Source organism: Sodalis sp. RH15 (assembly GCF_047324255.1).
GTDB lineage: Bacteria > Pseudomonadota > Gammaproteobacteria > Enterobacterales > Enterobacteriaceae > Acerihabitans > Acerihabitans ligni.
Genome location: NZ_CP178738.1, coordinates 794,379 through 808,362, shown reverse-complemented (window position 1 = coordinate 808,362; position 13,984 = coordinate 794,379). Strand labels below are relative to the sequence as shown.

General features: G+C 56.9%; 18 protein-coding genes. 6 read left to right on the top strand and 12 right to left on the bottom strand.

Going from position 1 to position 13,984, the window contains the following annotated elements:
- Positions 1–26 precede the first annotated feature (26 nt).
- Positions 27–623: an EF-hand domain-containing protein gene (locus ACL2XO_RS03665; RefSeq protein WP_132923695.1), complete on the bottom strand. Its 597-nt coding sequence runs from the start codon at positions 621–623 to the stop codon at positions 27–29.
- Positions 624–805: 182 nt separating this feature from the next.
- Between ACL2XO_RS03665 and ACL2XO_RS03660 the strand changes: the two genes are divergently transcribed.
- Positions 806–1,384, top strand: coding sequence for a TetR/AcrR family transcriptional regulator (locus ACL2XO_RS03660; RefSeq protein ID WP_203522965.1), 579 nt, complete (start codon positions 806–808; stop codon positions 1,382–1,384).
- A gap of 80 nt (positions 1,385–1,464) precedes the next feature.
- Entirely contained in the window at positions 1,465–2,205 is a 741-nt protein-coding gene (locus tag ACL2XO_RS03655) for a 3-oxoacyl-ACP reductase family protein (RefSeq protein ID WP_132923697.1), read from the top strand.
- 10 nt (positions 2,206–2,215) lie between these two features.
- On the opposite strand, the gene ACL2XO_RS03650 is transcribed toward ACL2XO_RS03655, so the two are convergent.
- Together ACL2XO_RS03650 and ACL2XO_RS03645 are read right to left on the bottom strand one after the other, a co-directional pair.
- The gene (locus tag ACL2XO_RS03650) at positions 2,216–2,998 is read right to left on the bottom strand and encodes an SDR family oxidoreductase (protein WP_203522966.1); all 783 of its coding nucleotides are present in this window, start codon (positions 2,996–2,998) and stop codon (positions 2,216–2,218) included.
- Entirely contained in the window at positions 2,995–3,324 is a 330-nt protein-coding gene (locus ACL2XO_RS03645; RefSeq protein WP_413726450.1) for a nuclear transport factor 2 family protein, read from the bottom strand. The genes ACL2XO_RS03650 and ACL2XO_RS03645 overlap by 4 nt, the downstream gene beginning before the upstream one ends.
- 96 nt (positions 3,325–3,420) lie before the next feature.
- Between ACL2XO_RS03645 and ACL2XO_RS03640 the strand changes: the two genes are divergently transcribed.
- Both ACL2XO_RS03640 and ACL2XO_RS03635 read left to right on the top strand, forming a co-directional pair.
- Complete coding sequence (locus ACL2XO_RS03640; protein WP_132923700.1) at positions 3,421–3,756, top strand: winged helix-turn-helix transcriptional regulator; 336 nt, start codon at positions 3,421–3,423, stop codon at positions 3,754–3,756.
- Between the two features lie 137 nt (positions 3,757–3,893).
- Complete coding sequence (locus ACL2XO_RS03635; RefSeq protein WP_413742204.1) at positions 3,894–4,283, top strand: DUF427 domain-containing protein; 390 nt, start codon at positions 3,894–3,896, stop codon at positions 4,281–4,283.
- 24 nt (positions 4,284–4,307) lie between these two features.
- Here ACL2XO_RS03635 and ACL2XO_RS03630 read toward each other — a convergent pair whose 3' ends face one another.
- The 3 genes from ACL2XO_RS03630 to ppiA form a co-directional block, all read right to left on the bottom strand.
- Positions 4,308–4,910, bottom strand: coding sequence for a putative adenosine monophosphate-protein transferase Fic (locus ACL2XO_RS03630; RefSeq protein WP_413726448.1), 603 nt, complete (start codon positions 4,908–4,910; stop codon positions 4,308–4,310).
- Positions 4,900–5,067: a YhfG family protein gene (locus ACL2XO_RS03625; protein WP_132923703.1), complete on the bottom strand. Its 168-nt coding sequence runs from the start codon at positions 5,065–5,067 to the stop codon at positions 4,900–4,902. Before ACL2XO_RS03625 ends, ACL2XO_RS03630 begins: the two co-directional genes overlap by 11 nt.
- 415 nt (positions 5,068–5,482) lie before the next feature.
- Positions 5,483–6,055, bottom strand: coding sequence for a peptidylprolyl isomerase A (gene ppiA / locus ACL2XO_RS03620; protein ID WP_132923704.1), 573 nt, complete (start codon positions 6,053–6,055; stop codon positions 5,483–5,485).
- Positions 6,056–6,328: 273 nt separating this feature from the next.
- Here ppiA and tsgA point away from each other — a divergent pair, with 273 nt between their 5' ends.
- A complete protein-coding gene (gene tsgA / locus ACL2XO_RS03615; RefSeq protein WP_413726447.1) occupies positions 6,329–7,516 on the top strand; it encodes an MFS transporter TsgA in 1,188 nt (395 codons plus the stop codon).
- Positions 7,517–7,578: 62 nt separating this feature from the next.
- Here the strand turns inward: tsgA and ACL2XO_RS03610 are convergent, their stop codons facing one another.
- Complete coding sequence (locus ACL2XO_RS03610; protein WP_243701472.1) at positions 7,579–7,794, bottom strand: DUF1127 domain-containing protein; 216 nt, start codon at positions 7,792–7,794, stop codon at positions 7,579–7,581.
- 173 nt (positions 7,795–7,967) lie between these two features.
- On the opposite strand from ACL2XO_RS03610, the gene ACL2XO_RS03605 reads away from it, so the two are divergent.
- Positions 7,968–9,392 (top strand): PLP-dependent aminotransferase family protein, encoded by a 1,425-nt coding sequence (locus ACL2XO_RS03605; protein ID WP_132923706.1) that lies wholly within the window; start codon positions 7,968–7,970, stop codon positions 9,390–9,392.
- Here ACL2XO_RS03605 and ACL2XO_RS03600 read toward each other — a convergent pair.
- The 5 genes from ACL2XO_RS03600 to dam form a co-directional block, all read right to left on the bottom strand.
- The gene (locus ACL2XO_RS03600) at positions 9,382–10,662 is read right to left on the bottom strand and encodes a cytosine deaminase (protein WP_413742203.1); all 1,281 of its coding nucleotides are present in this window, start codon (positions 10,660–10,662) and stop codon (positions 9,382–9,384) included. The two genes, ACL2XO_RS03605 and ACL2XO_RS03600, sit on opposite strands and share 11 nt — an antisense overlap.
- 78 nt (positions 10,663–10,740) lie before the next feature.
- A complete protein-coding gene (trpS, locus tag ACL2XO_RS03595) occupies positions 10,741–11,745 on the bottom strand; it encodes a tryptophan--tRNA ligase (RefSeq protein ID WP_413726446.1) in 1,005 nt (334 codons plus the stop codon).
- Positions 11,738–12,445, bottom strand: coding sequence for a phosphoglycolate phosphatase (locus ACL2XO_RS03590; RefSeq protein WP_132923708.1), 708 nt, complete (start codon positions 12,443–12,445; stop codon positions 11,738–11,740). Before ACL2XO_RS03590 ends, trpS begins: the two co-directional genes overlap by 8 nt.
- Positions 12,438–13,115, bottom strand: coding sequence for a ribulose-phosphate 3-epimerase (gene rpe, locus ACL2XO_RS03585; protein WP_132923709.1), 678 nt, complete (start codon positions 13,113–13,115; stop codon positions 12,438–12,440). The genes ACL2XO_RS03590 and rpe overlap by 8 nt, the downstream gene beginning before the upstream one ends.
- Positions 13,116–13,127: 12 nt before the next feature.
- Positions 13,128–13,979 (bottom strand): adenine-specific DNA-methyltransferase, encoded by an 852-nt coding sequence (gene dam / locus ACL2XO_RS03580; RefSeq protein WP_132923710.1) that lies wholly within the window; start codon positions 13,977–13,979, stop codon positions 13,128–13,130.
- Between the last annotated feature and the right edge of the window lie 5 nt (positions 13,980–13,984).

Here is a 13,984-nt window from a genome sequence, read left to right as displayed (position 1 = left end):
AGACGGCGGAGGAAATCGCCGTCAATTCATGCCTTGCCGGACTCCTGCATCGCCAGATTGGCGAGAATCAGGCTGGAATCAAGGCTGGGCGTTGCCGCCGCATCGCCGCCGCCCGACATCTGCTGCGCGATGAATTCCTTGCCGAAATCCGGGGTATTGAACGGGCTCGGGATGCTGTCCTTGAATTCCTGGTCTGAAACCTTGCCGTCGCCGTCCTCGTCCATGGCCTTATACAGCGTATCGGCTTCGGCCTTAGTGCCGCCACCGGCCGTAACCTGCTGCTCGAGGGAATCCTCGGTTACGGTGCCGCTGCCGTTGGGATCCACCGCCTGCAACAGCTGACTCTGGTAAACATCGGCGAAGGACGTCGTCGAGGCCTTTATCCCGAATCCGCCAAGTTTGGCGAACGACGCCGCATTGGCGGCGCTTGCCTTGGCGGCCTGCTCGGCGGCGAGGGCGTTTTGCCCCTGGGCGCTCAGCACGACGTTGGTGGATGATTCATCCGCCTGCAGCGCCGTGTTTGACGCTTCGGCGCCGTTGGACGACATAGCCTGCCGCTGGCTCGCCGCGTCCGCATTGGCGATGTTGAACAGCGCGGCGGCTATGGAAGATGGAACCTGCATTGAAGCCCCCAATATGATTGATATAAACGTGGCGGCAAAACATCCTGCCCGTTGGAAAGTGCCGGTGATATCACCTGCCTTGTCCTAAGCTATCGGCATCGGACTCTCAATACTTTAGCCGGCAAACCCACATCACAATCTGATTATTGACAGATTAATCTATTATCATTACTCTGCTGAGTATGGCGAGACCTAAAGAATTTAACCGCGAAACAGCGCTGGCGTGCGCAATCCGCGTTTTTGCCGAGCACGGCTATGAAGGCACCTCCACCGAGGCGCTGTTGCAGGCAATGCGCATCAGCCGTCAAAGCATGTACGATACGTTCGGCGACAAACGCCGGCTTTTTCTGGAAGCGCTGCAACGCTATTGTTTCGAGAGCATAGGCACTATCGCGGCGGCCCTGCGGGGTGGCGGTTCGCCCCTGGCCGGCATTGAGGCGGCCCTGCTGAGCTTTGCCCTGCGCGCCCATGCCTCCTCTGAAAGCGGTTGCCTTGGGGTAAACGCCCTGTGCGAATTCGGCCGGCGCGACCGCGAAGTTACCGCCATTGGCGACGCCAGCGGCGCTGCCTTGCAGCACATTTTCGAATCCGCGATAAAACAAGCCATCGTACAGGGGGAGATCGCCGCCGATGTGCAACCGCAGGAAGCGGCTCTATTCCTCAATGCGACGTTTATCGCCCTGAAGGTCATGGCGCGCGGAGGGGCCGACCCGGAAGCGCTGCGCTCCATCACGCGCACCGCGCTGCGGAGTCTGAAATAACGGGCATCCTTTTTTTACCCTTTTTTGGACTGATTAATCCAGAATAGAAAAACTATTTGAACCTACCGGAGAAACACCCCATGACGAAAATTTTGCTCGGTAAAGTCGCCCTGGTCACGGGGGGATCGCGCGGCATCGGCGCTGCAATAGTCCGCCGACTGGCCGCCGACGGCGCCGCCGTCGCGTTCACCTTTGCCGCTTCAGAGGAGCGGGCGCTGGCATTGGTTGCCGAGGTTGAGGCCCTTGGCGGCAAAGTATTGGCAATCAAAGCGGACAGTGGGGATGCCGAGGCGGTGCGGCGGGCAGTAGCCCGAACCGCCGGCGCGTTCGGCGTTTTGGATATCCTGGTGAACAACGCCGGTATTTTGATCCACGGCAAGGTGGATGAGTTTGCCCTGGAGGATTTTGACCGAATGGTGGACGTTAACGTACGGGCGGTGTTTGTCGCCGTACAGGCCGCCATTAAGCATATGACGACGGGAGGCCGCATTATCACCACCGGAAGCGTAGTGGCCGACTACACCGGTTTTCCCGGCGCTTCCATTTACTCCATGACCAAGGGTGCGGTGAGCGCCATGACGCGCGGCTTCGCGCGGGATCTCGGCCCGCGGGGCATCACGGTGAATGCGGTACAGCCCGGTCCCACCGAAACCGATATTAACGATATCGAGAGCCAACGCGCCATGCTGCGCCCCATGATGGCGCTGGGGCGCATGGGCAAGGATTGGGAGGTTGCCAGTCTGGTGGCCTATCTTGCCGGTCCGCAAGCGGGCTTCATTACCGGCTCGCTGCTCACCATCGACGGCGGCTATACCGCTTAAACGGGGAATATCACGCCGTCGGCACGGTGCCGCCGTCGATGACGTATTCGGTGCCGGTAATCGCCGAAGCGCGTCCGGACGCCAGAAAGGCCACCAGTTCGGCTACCTCGTCGGGCCGGGCCGGGCGGCCCAGGGGGATACCCCCCAGGGAATCCATCAGGATCCGGCGGGCGCCGTCGAGATCCGTGCCTTCCCGCCCGGCGATCCCCCGCAGCATGCCGGCGGCGGCCTCCGTTTCCACCCAGCCCGGCGACACCCGCACCACGCGAACGCCCCGCGGGCCGACCTCCTTCGACAGGCTTTTACTGTAAGTGCTGAGGGCAGCTTTGGCGGCGGCATAGGCGGTGGTGGAATCAGGCAGCGGCAGTTGCCGCTGGATGGAGGTGACATGGATGATAACGCCGGATCCTTGGGCCAGCATGGCGGGAAGCAAGGCGCGATCCAGGCGCACCGCCGGCATCAGGTTGAGATTGAGTTCCGCCGCCCACTCTTTCTCCCCAAGGGAGGCGAAACCGCCGCCGGGGGACGACGATCCCCCCGCCACATGGACCGCAATATCGATACCGCCCAGCGTGGCCGTTACGGCGTCCGCTATGGCGGCGCATCCTTCCGGTGTAGCGATATCCGCCGCCACGAACCATTGGCCTTCCGGCACTGGGTCGGGCCGGTTTCTCGCGGTTATCAGCACCCTGGCTCCCGCGGCAAGCAGGCGAGCGGCCACGGCCTTGCCGATGCCTTTGGTGCCGCCGGTGACCAGCACGCGGCGGCCGGAAAATTCAGTCTCAGCCATCATAGGCGAATCTCCAGATTGGCGATTTTCCCGTCGCTGAGGCCGAAGGTGTAGGTCAATTCAACCGGGCTGCCGGGAAAATTACCGGCTACCCGGGCCACCAGGCTGATTACCTGGTCCTGCTGCGTGAAATGCAGCGGCTCGACGGTGTACTGATATTTTCCTTTGGCCGCACGCCGCCATTCGGTGATGGCCGCCAGGCCGCGATAGCTCTTGCCCTCATCATGTACGATGGCGTCCGGCATAAAAAAACGTTCCAGGCTTTGGGGGGTAAATTGATTGTCCGCGGCGAAATAGCCGGCAATGGGTTCAGGTAAGAGGATTGTCATGATTGCTCCGTTCGGGTGGTTGCCTTTACCGGATTTTCCCCTTAAGCTCTCTTTTTAGGAAGTACGCACGAAAAAGTAAGTTTAAAAAAGGCGCCCATGACCAACAAAACCTATACCGCCCTGACCGCCGCCAGCGGCGTAGAGTCGGTGCTTCGCCTGCTGGAAGGCCGCTGGAAACTGGTTATCCTTTTCCATTTGTTCGGCGGGCAAGTGCAACGCTACTCCGACCTGGAAAAACTGATCCCCGATATTTCGCAAAAGATGCTGGCCCAGCAATTGCGCCAGCTGGAAGCCGACGGGATTGTGATACGCACCGACTATAAGCAGGTCCCGCCCAAGGTAGACTATCGTTTGACGCCTTGGGGCCAAGCGTTGTGTCCGGCGCTGGATGCGCTGCTGACTTGGGCTGAAAACCGTAATTCGCTTATCTAGGCAAGGCGGTCCTGCGGGAACGGCTGAATTAAAATACGTACAGCCGTAATGAAATTGACTCCCTGAGATAACGACTCCATACTCGTTTTTCAGGCCCATGGGGGTCAATAACATGCAGTCTTGCAGAGGAGAGTCCCATGACTACCAAGCCCGTTAAGATTCCCGGCCCCGATCATCCCATTACCGTTGAGGCCAGCCCTTCGCATATTGTGGTGGCCGTTGCCGGCAAAACCATCGCCGATACGCGGCAGGCGTTAACGCTGCGGGAGGCGGATTATCCGCCGGTGTATTATATCCCCCGTGAAGACATCGATATGTCCCTGTTGACGCGCACCGAACACCACACGTATTGCCCTTACAAAGGAGATTGCTCTTATTACAGCATTACTCCCGGCGGCCTGCGATCGGTTAACGCCGTCTGGTCTTATGAAAACCCTTACGACGCGGTGGCGGCCATCAAAAACCATGTCGCATTTTATCCGGACCGGGTCGACAGCATCAAAGCGTCGCCGTCCTCTGAGGGGTAGCGTCATGCAGCGGGCCGGCCGCGGCTACTCCGTTTCTCCCGGCTCATTCACCACCCGCATGAACAGGGCGGTGAGCGGTTCCAGCTCGCCAACCGCGCCGGCCCGATTGGCGGCCAGCCATTCGTCCCGTTCAACGGTTCGCCAACGGGGATCGTAGCCGGCGTGCACCATCAACTGCTCGAAAAATATCCGCTGCGCACGGCCGTTGCCTTCGCGAAACGGGTGCAGCATATTGATATCCGCATAATATTGAGCCAGACGAGGGCATATTTCCTCCTTGGACAGGCCTTGCAGGTAATTTTCATCCTCCAGTTGCTGCATCACGGCATTGCCCTCTTTTTCAAGATAATCAAAGTGGCAATAACGCGTATCGTCTTGATAGATATCCACCGTCCGCAGTTGTCCGGCCCAATCGTATACATCCTGAAATAAGGTATGGTGAATGGCGCATAGCCACGGTAGCCCCAATTTGGCGGTACCCAGCTCAAGGGTTGCGGCCCGCAGGGACGTCAAGGCCAGTTCGGCCTCCAGCAGCCCGGCGGCCTCATGGATATTGAGTTTATTGCGCAGCACCTTGATGCCGGGGTAAAAATAGGGATCGCGGTCATCGCCGAATTTATCGTTCATAATGGCTCCTGAGCTCGTCGATTCGCCGTAACGCCTCTTGTGGCGTCAGGGTGATCAGCTCGGCGGAAAAACCTTGAAGCCTTTGGCTTTCTCTATAATTCTCATTACGGCGTTGCTGATATAATCGCGCTTTTTGCTTGTCGGTCATTTTTTTCATGGGGAAGCCCTGTCAACGATCGGCCCGGTTAATTACCTAAAGTATATACCCTAAATAATTCGAGCTGCAGGAAGACGGCGACGCCGCGACAAATCTGTCAGGAACAGATTTGAACAGCGTTTGCGCTGGCCCGCAGGGTGAACCTCAGGGATGAGGTTCATTTATCCCCAGTCACTTACTCGAGTAAGTGACTGGGGCGAGCGAGGACAAATCTGCCAGGAGCAGATTTGATCGCTGCTTGCAGCGGCCCCGAAGGGGCGAGGCCCATGAAGGGGCCGAGTATTGCCAACGTACCCGCAACTTGAAGTATGACGGGTATAACCGGCAATGGCGGATTCGCCGGAAGGGGGACGGGATAGGGGCATGAGGGGGAAAAGGCCGTAGCGACCGTTCCCCCCTGGCGGGACGAAGGACGTTAGGGCAGAATCTTGGCGGACAGGATAACGATGGGTTTCGTCGGAACGTTCTGATAAGGCCCGATATTTTTAGTGGGTGCCTGGGCAATTTTGTCGGCGACATCCATGCCTTTGATCACTTTGCCAAACACCGCATAACCGAAATCACGTTGCCCGTGATCGAGAAAAGCGTTATCGGCAATATTGATAAAGAATTGGCTGGTGGCGCTGTCTTTATCGGCGGTACGGGCCATGGCCACGGTGCCGCGTAAATTGCGCAAACCGTTATCGGCTTCGTTTTTGATCGGCGCCTGGGTCGGCTTTTGCGTCATATCTTTATTGAAGCCGCCCCCCTGCAGCATAAAGCCGGGGATGACCCTATGGAAAATAGTATTGTCATAAAACCCGCTCTTCACATATTCGAGAAAATTCCCAACCGAGACCGGCGCTTTTTGGCTGTCAAGAGCCAGCTCAATTTTCCCTGCGGAAGTGGTGAGCAGTACATGAGTCTCTTTCTGCGCAGCCAGCGCAGAGGAGGACAAAGCGGCGAGAGAAAAAAATAATGCGGCGGTCGCCAGTTTTTGTTTCAGCATGAAAGGTTCCTTTGTAAAGACATGGGCAACAGGAAGCGCTTAGATTCTAAAGAGGGTGTCAGCCTAACGCTACCCATTTACCTATTTTTACGTAACAGGGCATAAAAATTCGTCATGGCGTTCTTGTAAAAAACGCTGATACGCCCCGATGAAATGACTTTTAGCTCCAAAATTAACGCTGTAATGGTATGATATGCTGCCATATCGGTTGAAACCAATCTCTTTTGCGCCACCGGCGCCAGCCATCCATCGTATGATTTTCACAGGTTTATAATGAATAATAGCAATCGCTCGCGGCTAACATGGATTAGTTTTCTTTCTTATGGATTAACCGGCGCCTTAGTGATTGTCACCGGCGTGGTATTAGGCAACATCGCCGACTATTTTAATCTGCCGATATCCGGCATGGGTTCCACCTTCACCTTTTTGAATTCCGGCATTCTGTTATCGATTTTTCTCAATGCCTGGCTGATATCCATCATACCCATGAAACGGCAGTTGATTGCCGGTTTCGTGCTGATGGCGGTGGCGGTGCTTGGATTAATGAGCGGCCGGAATATTGCCCTGTTCTCATTTTCCATCTTTATATTAGGCGTGGTGAGCGGGATTACCATGTCCATCGGCACCTATCTGATCACCTATCTTTATGACGGCCGCCAGCGGGGGGCGCGCCTGCTGTTCTCCGACTCCTTTTTCAGCATGGCCGGCACGCTGTTTCCCATGCTGGCCGGCGTCATGCTGGCGCGGCATATTACCTGGTATTGGGTGTATGCCTGTATCGGCCTGGTCTATGTGGCGATATTTATCCTGACCCTGCTGTCCGAGTTTCCGGCGCCGGCCGCTCAAGACGCCTCCCTGCGAGGGCAACCGTCGTCAAAGGAGAAATGGGGACTGGGAGTTGTGCTGCTCTGCGCCGCCGCGTTATGCTATATCCTCGGCCAATTGGGGTTTATCGCCTGGGTACCCGAATACGCCGCCTTGAACTTCGGCATGAGCCAACAGCAGACGGGGGGTTTGGTAAGTCAATTCTGGATTGCCTATATGCTGGGGATGTGGGTTTTCAGCGCGGTACTGCGTTTCACGGATTTACAGCGGATGGTCACCCTGCTTGCCGCGCTGTCCGCAGTCATCATGTATCTGTTTATCGCCACCGATCGGCCGGCGCACCTGCATTATTATCTGCTGGGACTGGGATTTATCTCCAGCGCCATCTATACCACCCTCATTACGCTGGGTTCGCAGCAAACCCGGGTGACGTCGCCCAAACTGGTGAATTTTATCCTCACCTGCGGCACCGTCGGTACCATGCTGACGTTTGTGGTCACCGGGCCCATCGTGGCGTCATATGGCGCAAAAGCCGCGTTGACCACCGCCAACAGCCTCTATCTGGCAGTGTTCATTCTTTGCCTATTGCTGGGATTCGTCAGCAAACACCGCCTGTACGGCCACGGAGCCAAGTAGCATGCCCGCGATAGCAGATTGCTGACAAACATGCTCGGAGTCGATGAGGCGGCAACAACCGTTTATTTTTCACCGTAATGCAGGACATCCTCACGGGAAAGCCCGATATCCTTCAGCTGATCGTCGTTTAATTGCATCAGAATGGCGCGATTGCGGCGACGATGGTTCCAGGCCATGAACCGACGGAAAAGCGTATCAGGCTGCGGGATTGGGTTCACGGCGCGATGTGGTAATGAAAAAGGAACGGCCTGGAAGGTTTTTGTCAGGGTTTTCATCATGGTTGCTCCTTGTTAAATGTTGCCACTATGATGAAGGGATCGGCGCTCACCGTACAGATTCAGAAAGCCATTATTTTTACCATACAATACGCATTTTTATCTTCTGTCATGGTATTATCCGGGCCAATCTGTATTGATTTTCACAAGTACACTTATATCTGTATGGAACCAGCATGACACGCTACGATCAATTGGCCGGCATTATCGGCGAGCGCATAGAACAGGGCTTATACACCTGCGGCGAGCGGCTGCCTTCGGTGCGTACCTTAAGCCAGGAACATGAAGTGAGCATCAGTACCGTTCAGCAGGCGTACCGGGTACTGGAAGAGCGGCAGCTGATCGAGGCGCGGCCGAAATCGGGCTACTTTGTCAGCCAGCAGCATGAATTAGCGGCGCTGCCGGCCATGAGCAGACCGGCGCAGCGACCGGTCGAGATCTCCCAGTGGGATTTGGTGCTCAAACTGCTGCGGGCGGATCCGGAGGACGGCATGGTGCATCTGGGGATCGGCATGCCGGATATCAGCTCGCCGACCCTGAGGCCGTTGATGAAGGCCCTGAGCCGCATCGCGCTGCAGCCGGATTTGCGCGGCATGGCCTATGGCGATATTTGCGGCGCTCCCGCCCTGCGGGAACAAATCGCCCGCCTCCTGGTGGACAGCGGCAACCTGTTGTCATGGGAGGATATCATGATCACCTCCGGCTGCCACGAGGCGCTCTCCATTGCCATTCATGCCCTGTGCCAGCCCGGCGATATCGTGGCGGTGGACTCGCCAAGTTTCCATGGCGTGACCCAGACTTTAAAAGCATTCGGCATCAAGGCGTTGGAAATCCCCACCGACCCGGTGACCGGCATCAGTCTGGAGGCGCTGGAGCTGGCTCTCGAACAGTGGCCGATCAAAGCCATTCAGGTAACGCCCAATTGCAATAATCCCCTGGGATATATCATGCCGGACAGCCATAAACAGGCGTTGCTGACGCTGGCGCAAGGCTACGATACGCCGATTATCGAAGACGATGTCTATGGCGATCTGGCCTACCGCTATCCCCGGCCGGTGACCATCAAATCCCTGGATGAAGACGGCCGGGTATTGTTATGCAGTTCGTTTTCCAAAACCCTGGCGCCCGGCCTGCGTATCGGCTGGATTGCCCCCGGCCGGTACATGGAGCAGGCAACCCACATGAAATACATCAGTACCGGCGCTACCGCGCTGCAACCGCAACTGGCGGTGGCCGAGTTCGTGCGTCAGGGGGGATATCAGAAGCATTTGCGCCGGATGCGTGCCCACTATCAACATAACTGCGACATCATGACCGGTTGGATCAAGACCTATTTCCCGCCTGAAACCCGGGTAAGCAGGCCGCAGGGGAGCTTTTTGCTGTGGATTGAAATGCCGGAGCACTTCGATTCGCTGCGCCTGAACCGCCAATTGGATCAGGTGGGGGTGCAAATTGCGGTAGGGCCGATTTTTTCCGCATCCGGCAAGTACCGCCACTGCATGCGCCTGAGCTACGCGCTTGCCCTTACCCCCGCCATCGAACAGGCGGTTAAAACCATCGGCAACGCCGTGAAACGGCAATTGGATGAAGTTAACGCTTGAAATCGACGATTTCCGGTGAATCTGCGAGAAACAGGGTGGATTGTGCCGGCTCGGTCTGGGCGATTATCCGTCCGCGGCGGATAACGTAACGGGGCGGAACCTGACGTCTTACGGCATCAAAGCCATTTTCCGCCGGCAGAATCACCAGGTTGGCGCCATGTCCGACGGCAATGCCATAATCGCCAAGGTTCATGGTTCGCGCGCTGTTCACCGTGATCAAATCCAGTCCCTGATTGATTTGTTCGTATCCCATAAGCTGGCAAACGTGCAGCCCCATATGCAGGACCTGCAGCATATTGCCGGTACCCAGGGGATACCAGGGGTCGAACACGTCGTCATGGCCAAAGCAGACATTAATGCCCGCCGCCATCAGCTCTTTGACCCTGGTGACCCCGCGACGCTTGGGATAATCATCAAAACGCCCCTGTAAATGGATATTCACCAGCGGATTGGCCACGAAATGAATGCCGGAGAGCTTTAGCAGCCGAAACAGCCGCGCGGTATAGGCGCCGTTGTAGGAGTGCATGGCGGTGGTGTGGCTGGCGGTAACCCGAGGGCCGATATGGTGGCGTAGGGCCAGCGCCGCCACGGTTTCCACAAAGCGCGACTGCTCATCGTCGATTTCATCGCAGTGCACATCCACCAGCCGGTCATAGCGCAGCGCGAGGGCAAAGGCTTTATGCAAAGACTCAACGCCGTATTCACGGGTGAATTCGAAATGCGGAATCGCGCCCACCGCATCGGCGCCCAAACGCAGCGCCTCTTCCAATAATTCTTCTCCCCGCGGATAAGAGAGTATGCCCTCCTGCGGGAATGCCACCAGCTGCAGCTCAAGCCAGGGGGCCACCTCCCGTTTTACTTCCAGCATGGCTTTCAGCGCCGTCAGATGGGGATCGGACACATCCACATGGCTGCGGACATATTGGATACCGTTGGCGATTTGCCATTTCAGCGTTTGCCAGGCGCGCTGTTTGACATCCTCATGGGTGAGCTGCGCTTTGCGCTCTGCCCAGCGCTCAATGCCTTCAAACAGCGTGCCGGATTGATTCCAGCGGGGGGAGCCCGCGGTCTGGGTGGTATCCAGATGGATATGGGGTTCGACAAAGGGCGGCACCGCCAGTCCGCCCATGGCATCCAGGGTCCCGGCGGGGGCTTGCCCGGCGGTTCCGCCGGCGCTTATCTGGCGAAACCGCTCTTGTTCGATATCAATCTGCCAGAGGCCTTCACGCTGGGGCAGACGAACGTTGGTGATTCTTAGCAAAGGAAGCATTTGCACGGCGCGCCTCGAGTGGTGTGGATCTGATATTTCCAATCTTAGCGCGCCTGGGACGCCGGTGCAGCATTCAGATCATGGATGCGCCACAAAACCCACGGCCTCGTAGACTTTGTCCAGCGTTTCACGGGCACGGGCACGGGCTTTGGCCGCGCCGTCGCGCATAATCCGGTTAAGCAGTTCTTCGTCCGCCCGGAAGTCGTGATAACGGCGCTGCAATTCAATCAACATGCCGGAAACGGCATCCGCCACGCTGCCCTTGAGATGGCCGTACATTTTTCCGGCGAACTCCTGTTCCAGCTCGGCGATAGGTTTGCCCGTCACGCCGGACAGGATATCCAGCAAATTGGACACGCCGGGCTTATTGGCTATATCGTAACGCACCACCGGCGGCTCGTCGGAGTCGGTCATGGCGCGTTTGAGCTTTTTCACCACCGACTTGGGATCTTCCAACAGGGTAATGACGTTGTTGCGATTCTCGTCGGACTTGGACATTTTTTTCGTCGGTTCCAGCAGCGACATGACCCGGGCGCCGGATTTGGGAATAAAGGGTTCCGGAACGGTAAAAATATCGCCGTAGAGAGTATTGAAGCGCTGGGCGATATCCCGGCTTAGCTCAAGGTGCTGCTTTTGATCTTCCCCCACCGGCACCTGGTTGGTCTGGTAAAGCAGGATATCCGCCGCCATCAGTACCGGATAGGCGAACAGGCCGGCGTTGATGTTTTCAGCATAACGGGCCGACTTGTCCTTGAACTGGGTCATGCGGCTGAGTTCGCCGAAGTAGGTATAGCAGTTCAGCAGCCAGCCCAGTTGGGTATGCTCCGGCACATGGGACTGCACGAAGATGGTGCTTTTTTGGGGATCGATGCCGCACGCCAGGTACAGGGCCAGCACGTCCAGCGTGGCCTTTCTCAGCTTGAGGGGATCCTGGCGAACGGTAATGGCATGAAGGTCAACAATACAATATATGCAATCGTAATCGTCTTGCAGGTTAACCCACTGACGCAGCGCACCCATATAGTTGCCTATGGTCAATTCACCCGACGGCTGCGCGCCGCTGAATACTATGGGCTTACTCATTATATGTTTCCTGATTATGTAAAGTTGGCAACCCGAGGACGGGCAGAAGATCGGCAAAATGATCCAGCAGATAGTCCGGGTGACTATCAGCGATTGATTCGCCGTAGTTATAGCCGTAGGTCATGCCGACACAGGGACAGCCCGCCGCTTTGGCCGCCATGATATCGTTGCGTGAATCCCCCACGAACAGCAGTTCGTTCACATATAATCCCAGCTTGCCCAGCACCAGATAGAGCGGCGCGGGATGGGGTTTTTTCGCCGCCACGTCATCCGCGCCGATAAGCAGGGAGAAATAACGGTCAATCTCCAGCGAGGCCAGCAGAGGCGCGACGAAGGGCGTGGGTTTATTGGTCACCACCGCCATGGGGAATCCCTGCTCCGCCAGGCGTGCCAGGGTGGCCTTCACCTGCGGGAAAAGCCGGCTGCCCTGCTCCACCGTCTGGGCGTAAAACTGGTCGAACAGCAGGCGGGTCTGGCGGCACAGCGTGATTTCCGGTTCTGCGCCCGCCCACTTCAGCGCCCGCTCCACCAGGATGTCGGCGCCGTTGCCAATCCAGGTGGAGACCCGCGCCTGCCCCGCCGCGGGCAACCCCTGGGCCTGCAACGCCCCATCGAGCGCGCTGCTCAATCCCGGCGCGGTATCCGTCAGCGTACCGTCCAGGTCAAATGCCAAGGCGCGTATCCGCGTCACATCAGCCATGTTTAATCCCGTTTAATTCGCGGCGCATGGCCTCAATGATTTCCTGATAATCCGAATGGCCGAAAATCGCCGATCCGGCGACAAACATATCCGCCCCGGCCGCGGCGATGGCGCCGATATTATCCACTTTGACGCCGCCGTCCACCTCGAGACGGATATCCCGCCCGCTGTCGTCAATCAGCCGGCGGACCTGGCGCAGCTTATCCAGCGTGCCGGGAATAAAGGATTGTCCGCCAAAACCGGGATTCACCGACATCAGCAAAATGACATCCAGCTGATCCATGACATAGTCGAGATAACTCAGGGGCGTCGCCGGGTTGAATACCAGGCCGGCTTTGCAGCCGTGAGATTTTATCAACTGCAGGGAGCGGTGGACATGCTCCGATCCTTCGGGATGGAAAGTAATGTAACTGGCGCCTGCGTCGGCGAAATCCGGAATGATCCGGTCCACCGGCTTGACCATCAGATGCACATCGATAGGGGCGGTAATGCCGAAATCCCGCAGGGCTTTGAGAACCATCGGGCCCATGGTGAGATTGGGAACATAATGATTGTCCATCACATCAAAATGCACCACGTCGGCCCCGGCCGCCAATACCCGGGCGGTATCCTCACCCAGGCGGGCAAAATCCGCCGACAGGATGGATGGGGCGATCAAGAATTTTTTCATCCGCTTCTCCAATCAGTTAGGGTCGGACGCAGGCGTTCCTTGCTGGTCCGCATAATGATACAGCGCCAGCAGTTCATTCACTTTGGTACGACCCAGGATATTCCGGCTGATGGTACGACGCCCTTTCACCACATGGAGTACCGCGTCGCAGTACCACTCACGGGTCAACAACGTATCGTGGTTGGAAATCAGCACCGGCACCCGGACTTCGCTGGCGAGTTGATGAGCTATCCGCGCCAGGTTCTGCTGCTCGATATTGTTGAAACTGTTGGTATGGTAAGCCGTAAAGTTGGCCGTCGTCGATAGCGGCACGTACGGAGGATCACAATACACCACCGAGCCCCACTCGGCTTTCATCAGCGTTTTCTGGTAATGCTCGCAGACGAAAACCGCACTTTGCGCCTTTTCGGCAAACCAGTTTAATTCGATTTCCGGAAAATAGGGCTTCTTGTACCGCCCGAACGGAACGTTGAACTCGCCGCTCAGATTATAACGGCACAGGCCGTTGTAACAATGCCGATTAAGATAAAGAAATAGCACCGCGCGCCGATAAGCATCAGTACAGAGGTTAAACTCGCTGCGCATCGAATAATAGATTTGCGGGGTATTGGCCTCGGCATAAAATAGTTGGCGAGCATCACCGATGAATTCATCGGTGCGCTCTTTTACAATGTTGTACAGGTTGATGAGATCGCTATTGATATCAGCAAGAATATATTTCTCATAATCGGTGTTCAGAAACACCGAACCTGCGCCGACAAAAGGCTCTATAAGGCAATCGCCCGCCGGTAAATGGCGGCGGATATCTTCTATTAGCGGATATTTACCGCCAGCCCATTTTAAAAACGCGCGGTTCTTCTTCATGCCGT

What these genes read in the sequence shown, in the direction of transcription:
- ACL2XO_RS03665 (WP_132923695.1), bottom strand. Translation starts at nt 623, where the DNA reads ATGCAGGTTCCATCTTCCATAGCCGCCGCGCTGTTCAACATCGCCAAT.
- ACL2XO_RS03660 (WP_203522965.1), top strand. Translation starts at nt 806, where the DNA reads ATGGCGAGACCTAAAGAATTTAACCGCGAAACAGCGCTGGCGTGCGCA.
- ACL2XO_RS03655 (WP_132923697.1), top strand. Translation starts at nt 1,465, where the DNA reads ATGACGAAAATTTTGCTCGGTAAAGTCGCCCTGGTCACGGGGGGATCG.
- ACL2XO_RS03650 (WP_203522966.1), bottom strand. Translation starts at nt 2,998, where the DNA reads ATGATGGCTGAGACTGAATTTTCCGGCCGCCGCGTGCTGGTCACCGGC.
- ACL2XO_RS03645 (WP_413726450.1), bottom strand. Translation starts at nt 3,324, where the DNA reads ATGACAATCCTCTTACCTGAACCCATTGCCGGCTATTTCGCCGCGGAC.
- ACL2XO_RS03640 (WP_132923700.1), top strand. Translation starts at nt 3,421, where the DNA reads ATGACCAACAAAACCTATACCGCCCTGACCGCCGCCAGCGGCGTAGAG.
- ACL2XO_RS03635 (WP_413742204.1), top strand. Translation starts at nt 3,894, where the DNA reads ATGACTACCAAGCCCGTTAAGATTCCCGGCCCCGATCATCCCATTACC.
- ACL2XO_RS03630 (WP_413726448.1), bottom strand. Translation starts at nt 4,910, where the DNA reads ATGAACGATAAATTCGGCGATGACCGCGATCCCTATTTTTACCCCGGC.
- ACL2XO_RS03625 (WP_132923703.1), bottom strand. Translation starts at nt 5,067, where the DNA reads ATGAAAAAAATGACCGACAAGCAAAAAGCGCGATTATATCAGCAACGC.
- ppiA (WP_132923704.1), bottom strand. Translation starts at nt 6,055, where the DNA reads ATGCTGAAACAAAAACTGGCGACCGCCGCATTATTTTTTTCTCTCGCC.
- tsgA (WP_413726447.1), top strand. Translation starts at nt 6,329, where the DNA reads ATGAATAATAGCAATCGCTCGCGGCTAACATGGATTAGTTTTCTTTCT.
- ACL2XO_RS03610 (WP_243701472.1), bottom strand. Translation starts at nt 7,794, where the DNA reads ATGATGAAAACCCTGACAAAAACCTTCCAGGCCGTTCCTTTTTCATTA.
- ACL2XO_RS03605 (WP_132923706.1), top strand. Translation starts at nt 7,968, where the DNA reads ATGACACGCTACGATCAATTGGCCGGCATTATCGGCGAGCGCATAGAA.
- ACL2XO_RS03600 (WP_413742203.1), bottom strand. Translation starts at nt 10,662, where the DNA reads ATGCTTCCTTTGCTAAGAATCACCAACGTTCGTCTGCCCCAGCGTGAA.
- trpS (WP_413726446.1), bottom strand. Translation starts at nt 11,745, where the DNA reads ATGAGTAAGCCCATAGTATTCAGCGGCGCGCAGCCGTCGGGTGAATTG.
- ACL2XO_RS03590 (WP_132923708.1), bottom strand. Translation starts at nt 12,445, where the DNA reads ATGGCTGATGTGACGCGGATACGCGCCTTGGCATTTGACCTGGACGGT.
- rpe (WP_132923709.1), bottom strand. Translation starts at nt 13,115, where the DNA reads ATGAAAAAATTCTTGATCGCCCCATCCATCCTGTCGGCGGATTTTGCC.
- dam (WP_132923710.1), bottom strand. Translation starts at nt 13,979, where the DNA reads ATGAAGAAGAACCGCGCGTTTTTAAAATGGGCTGGCGGTAAATATCCG.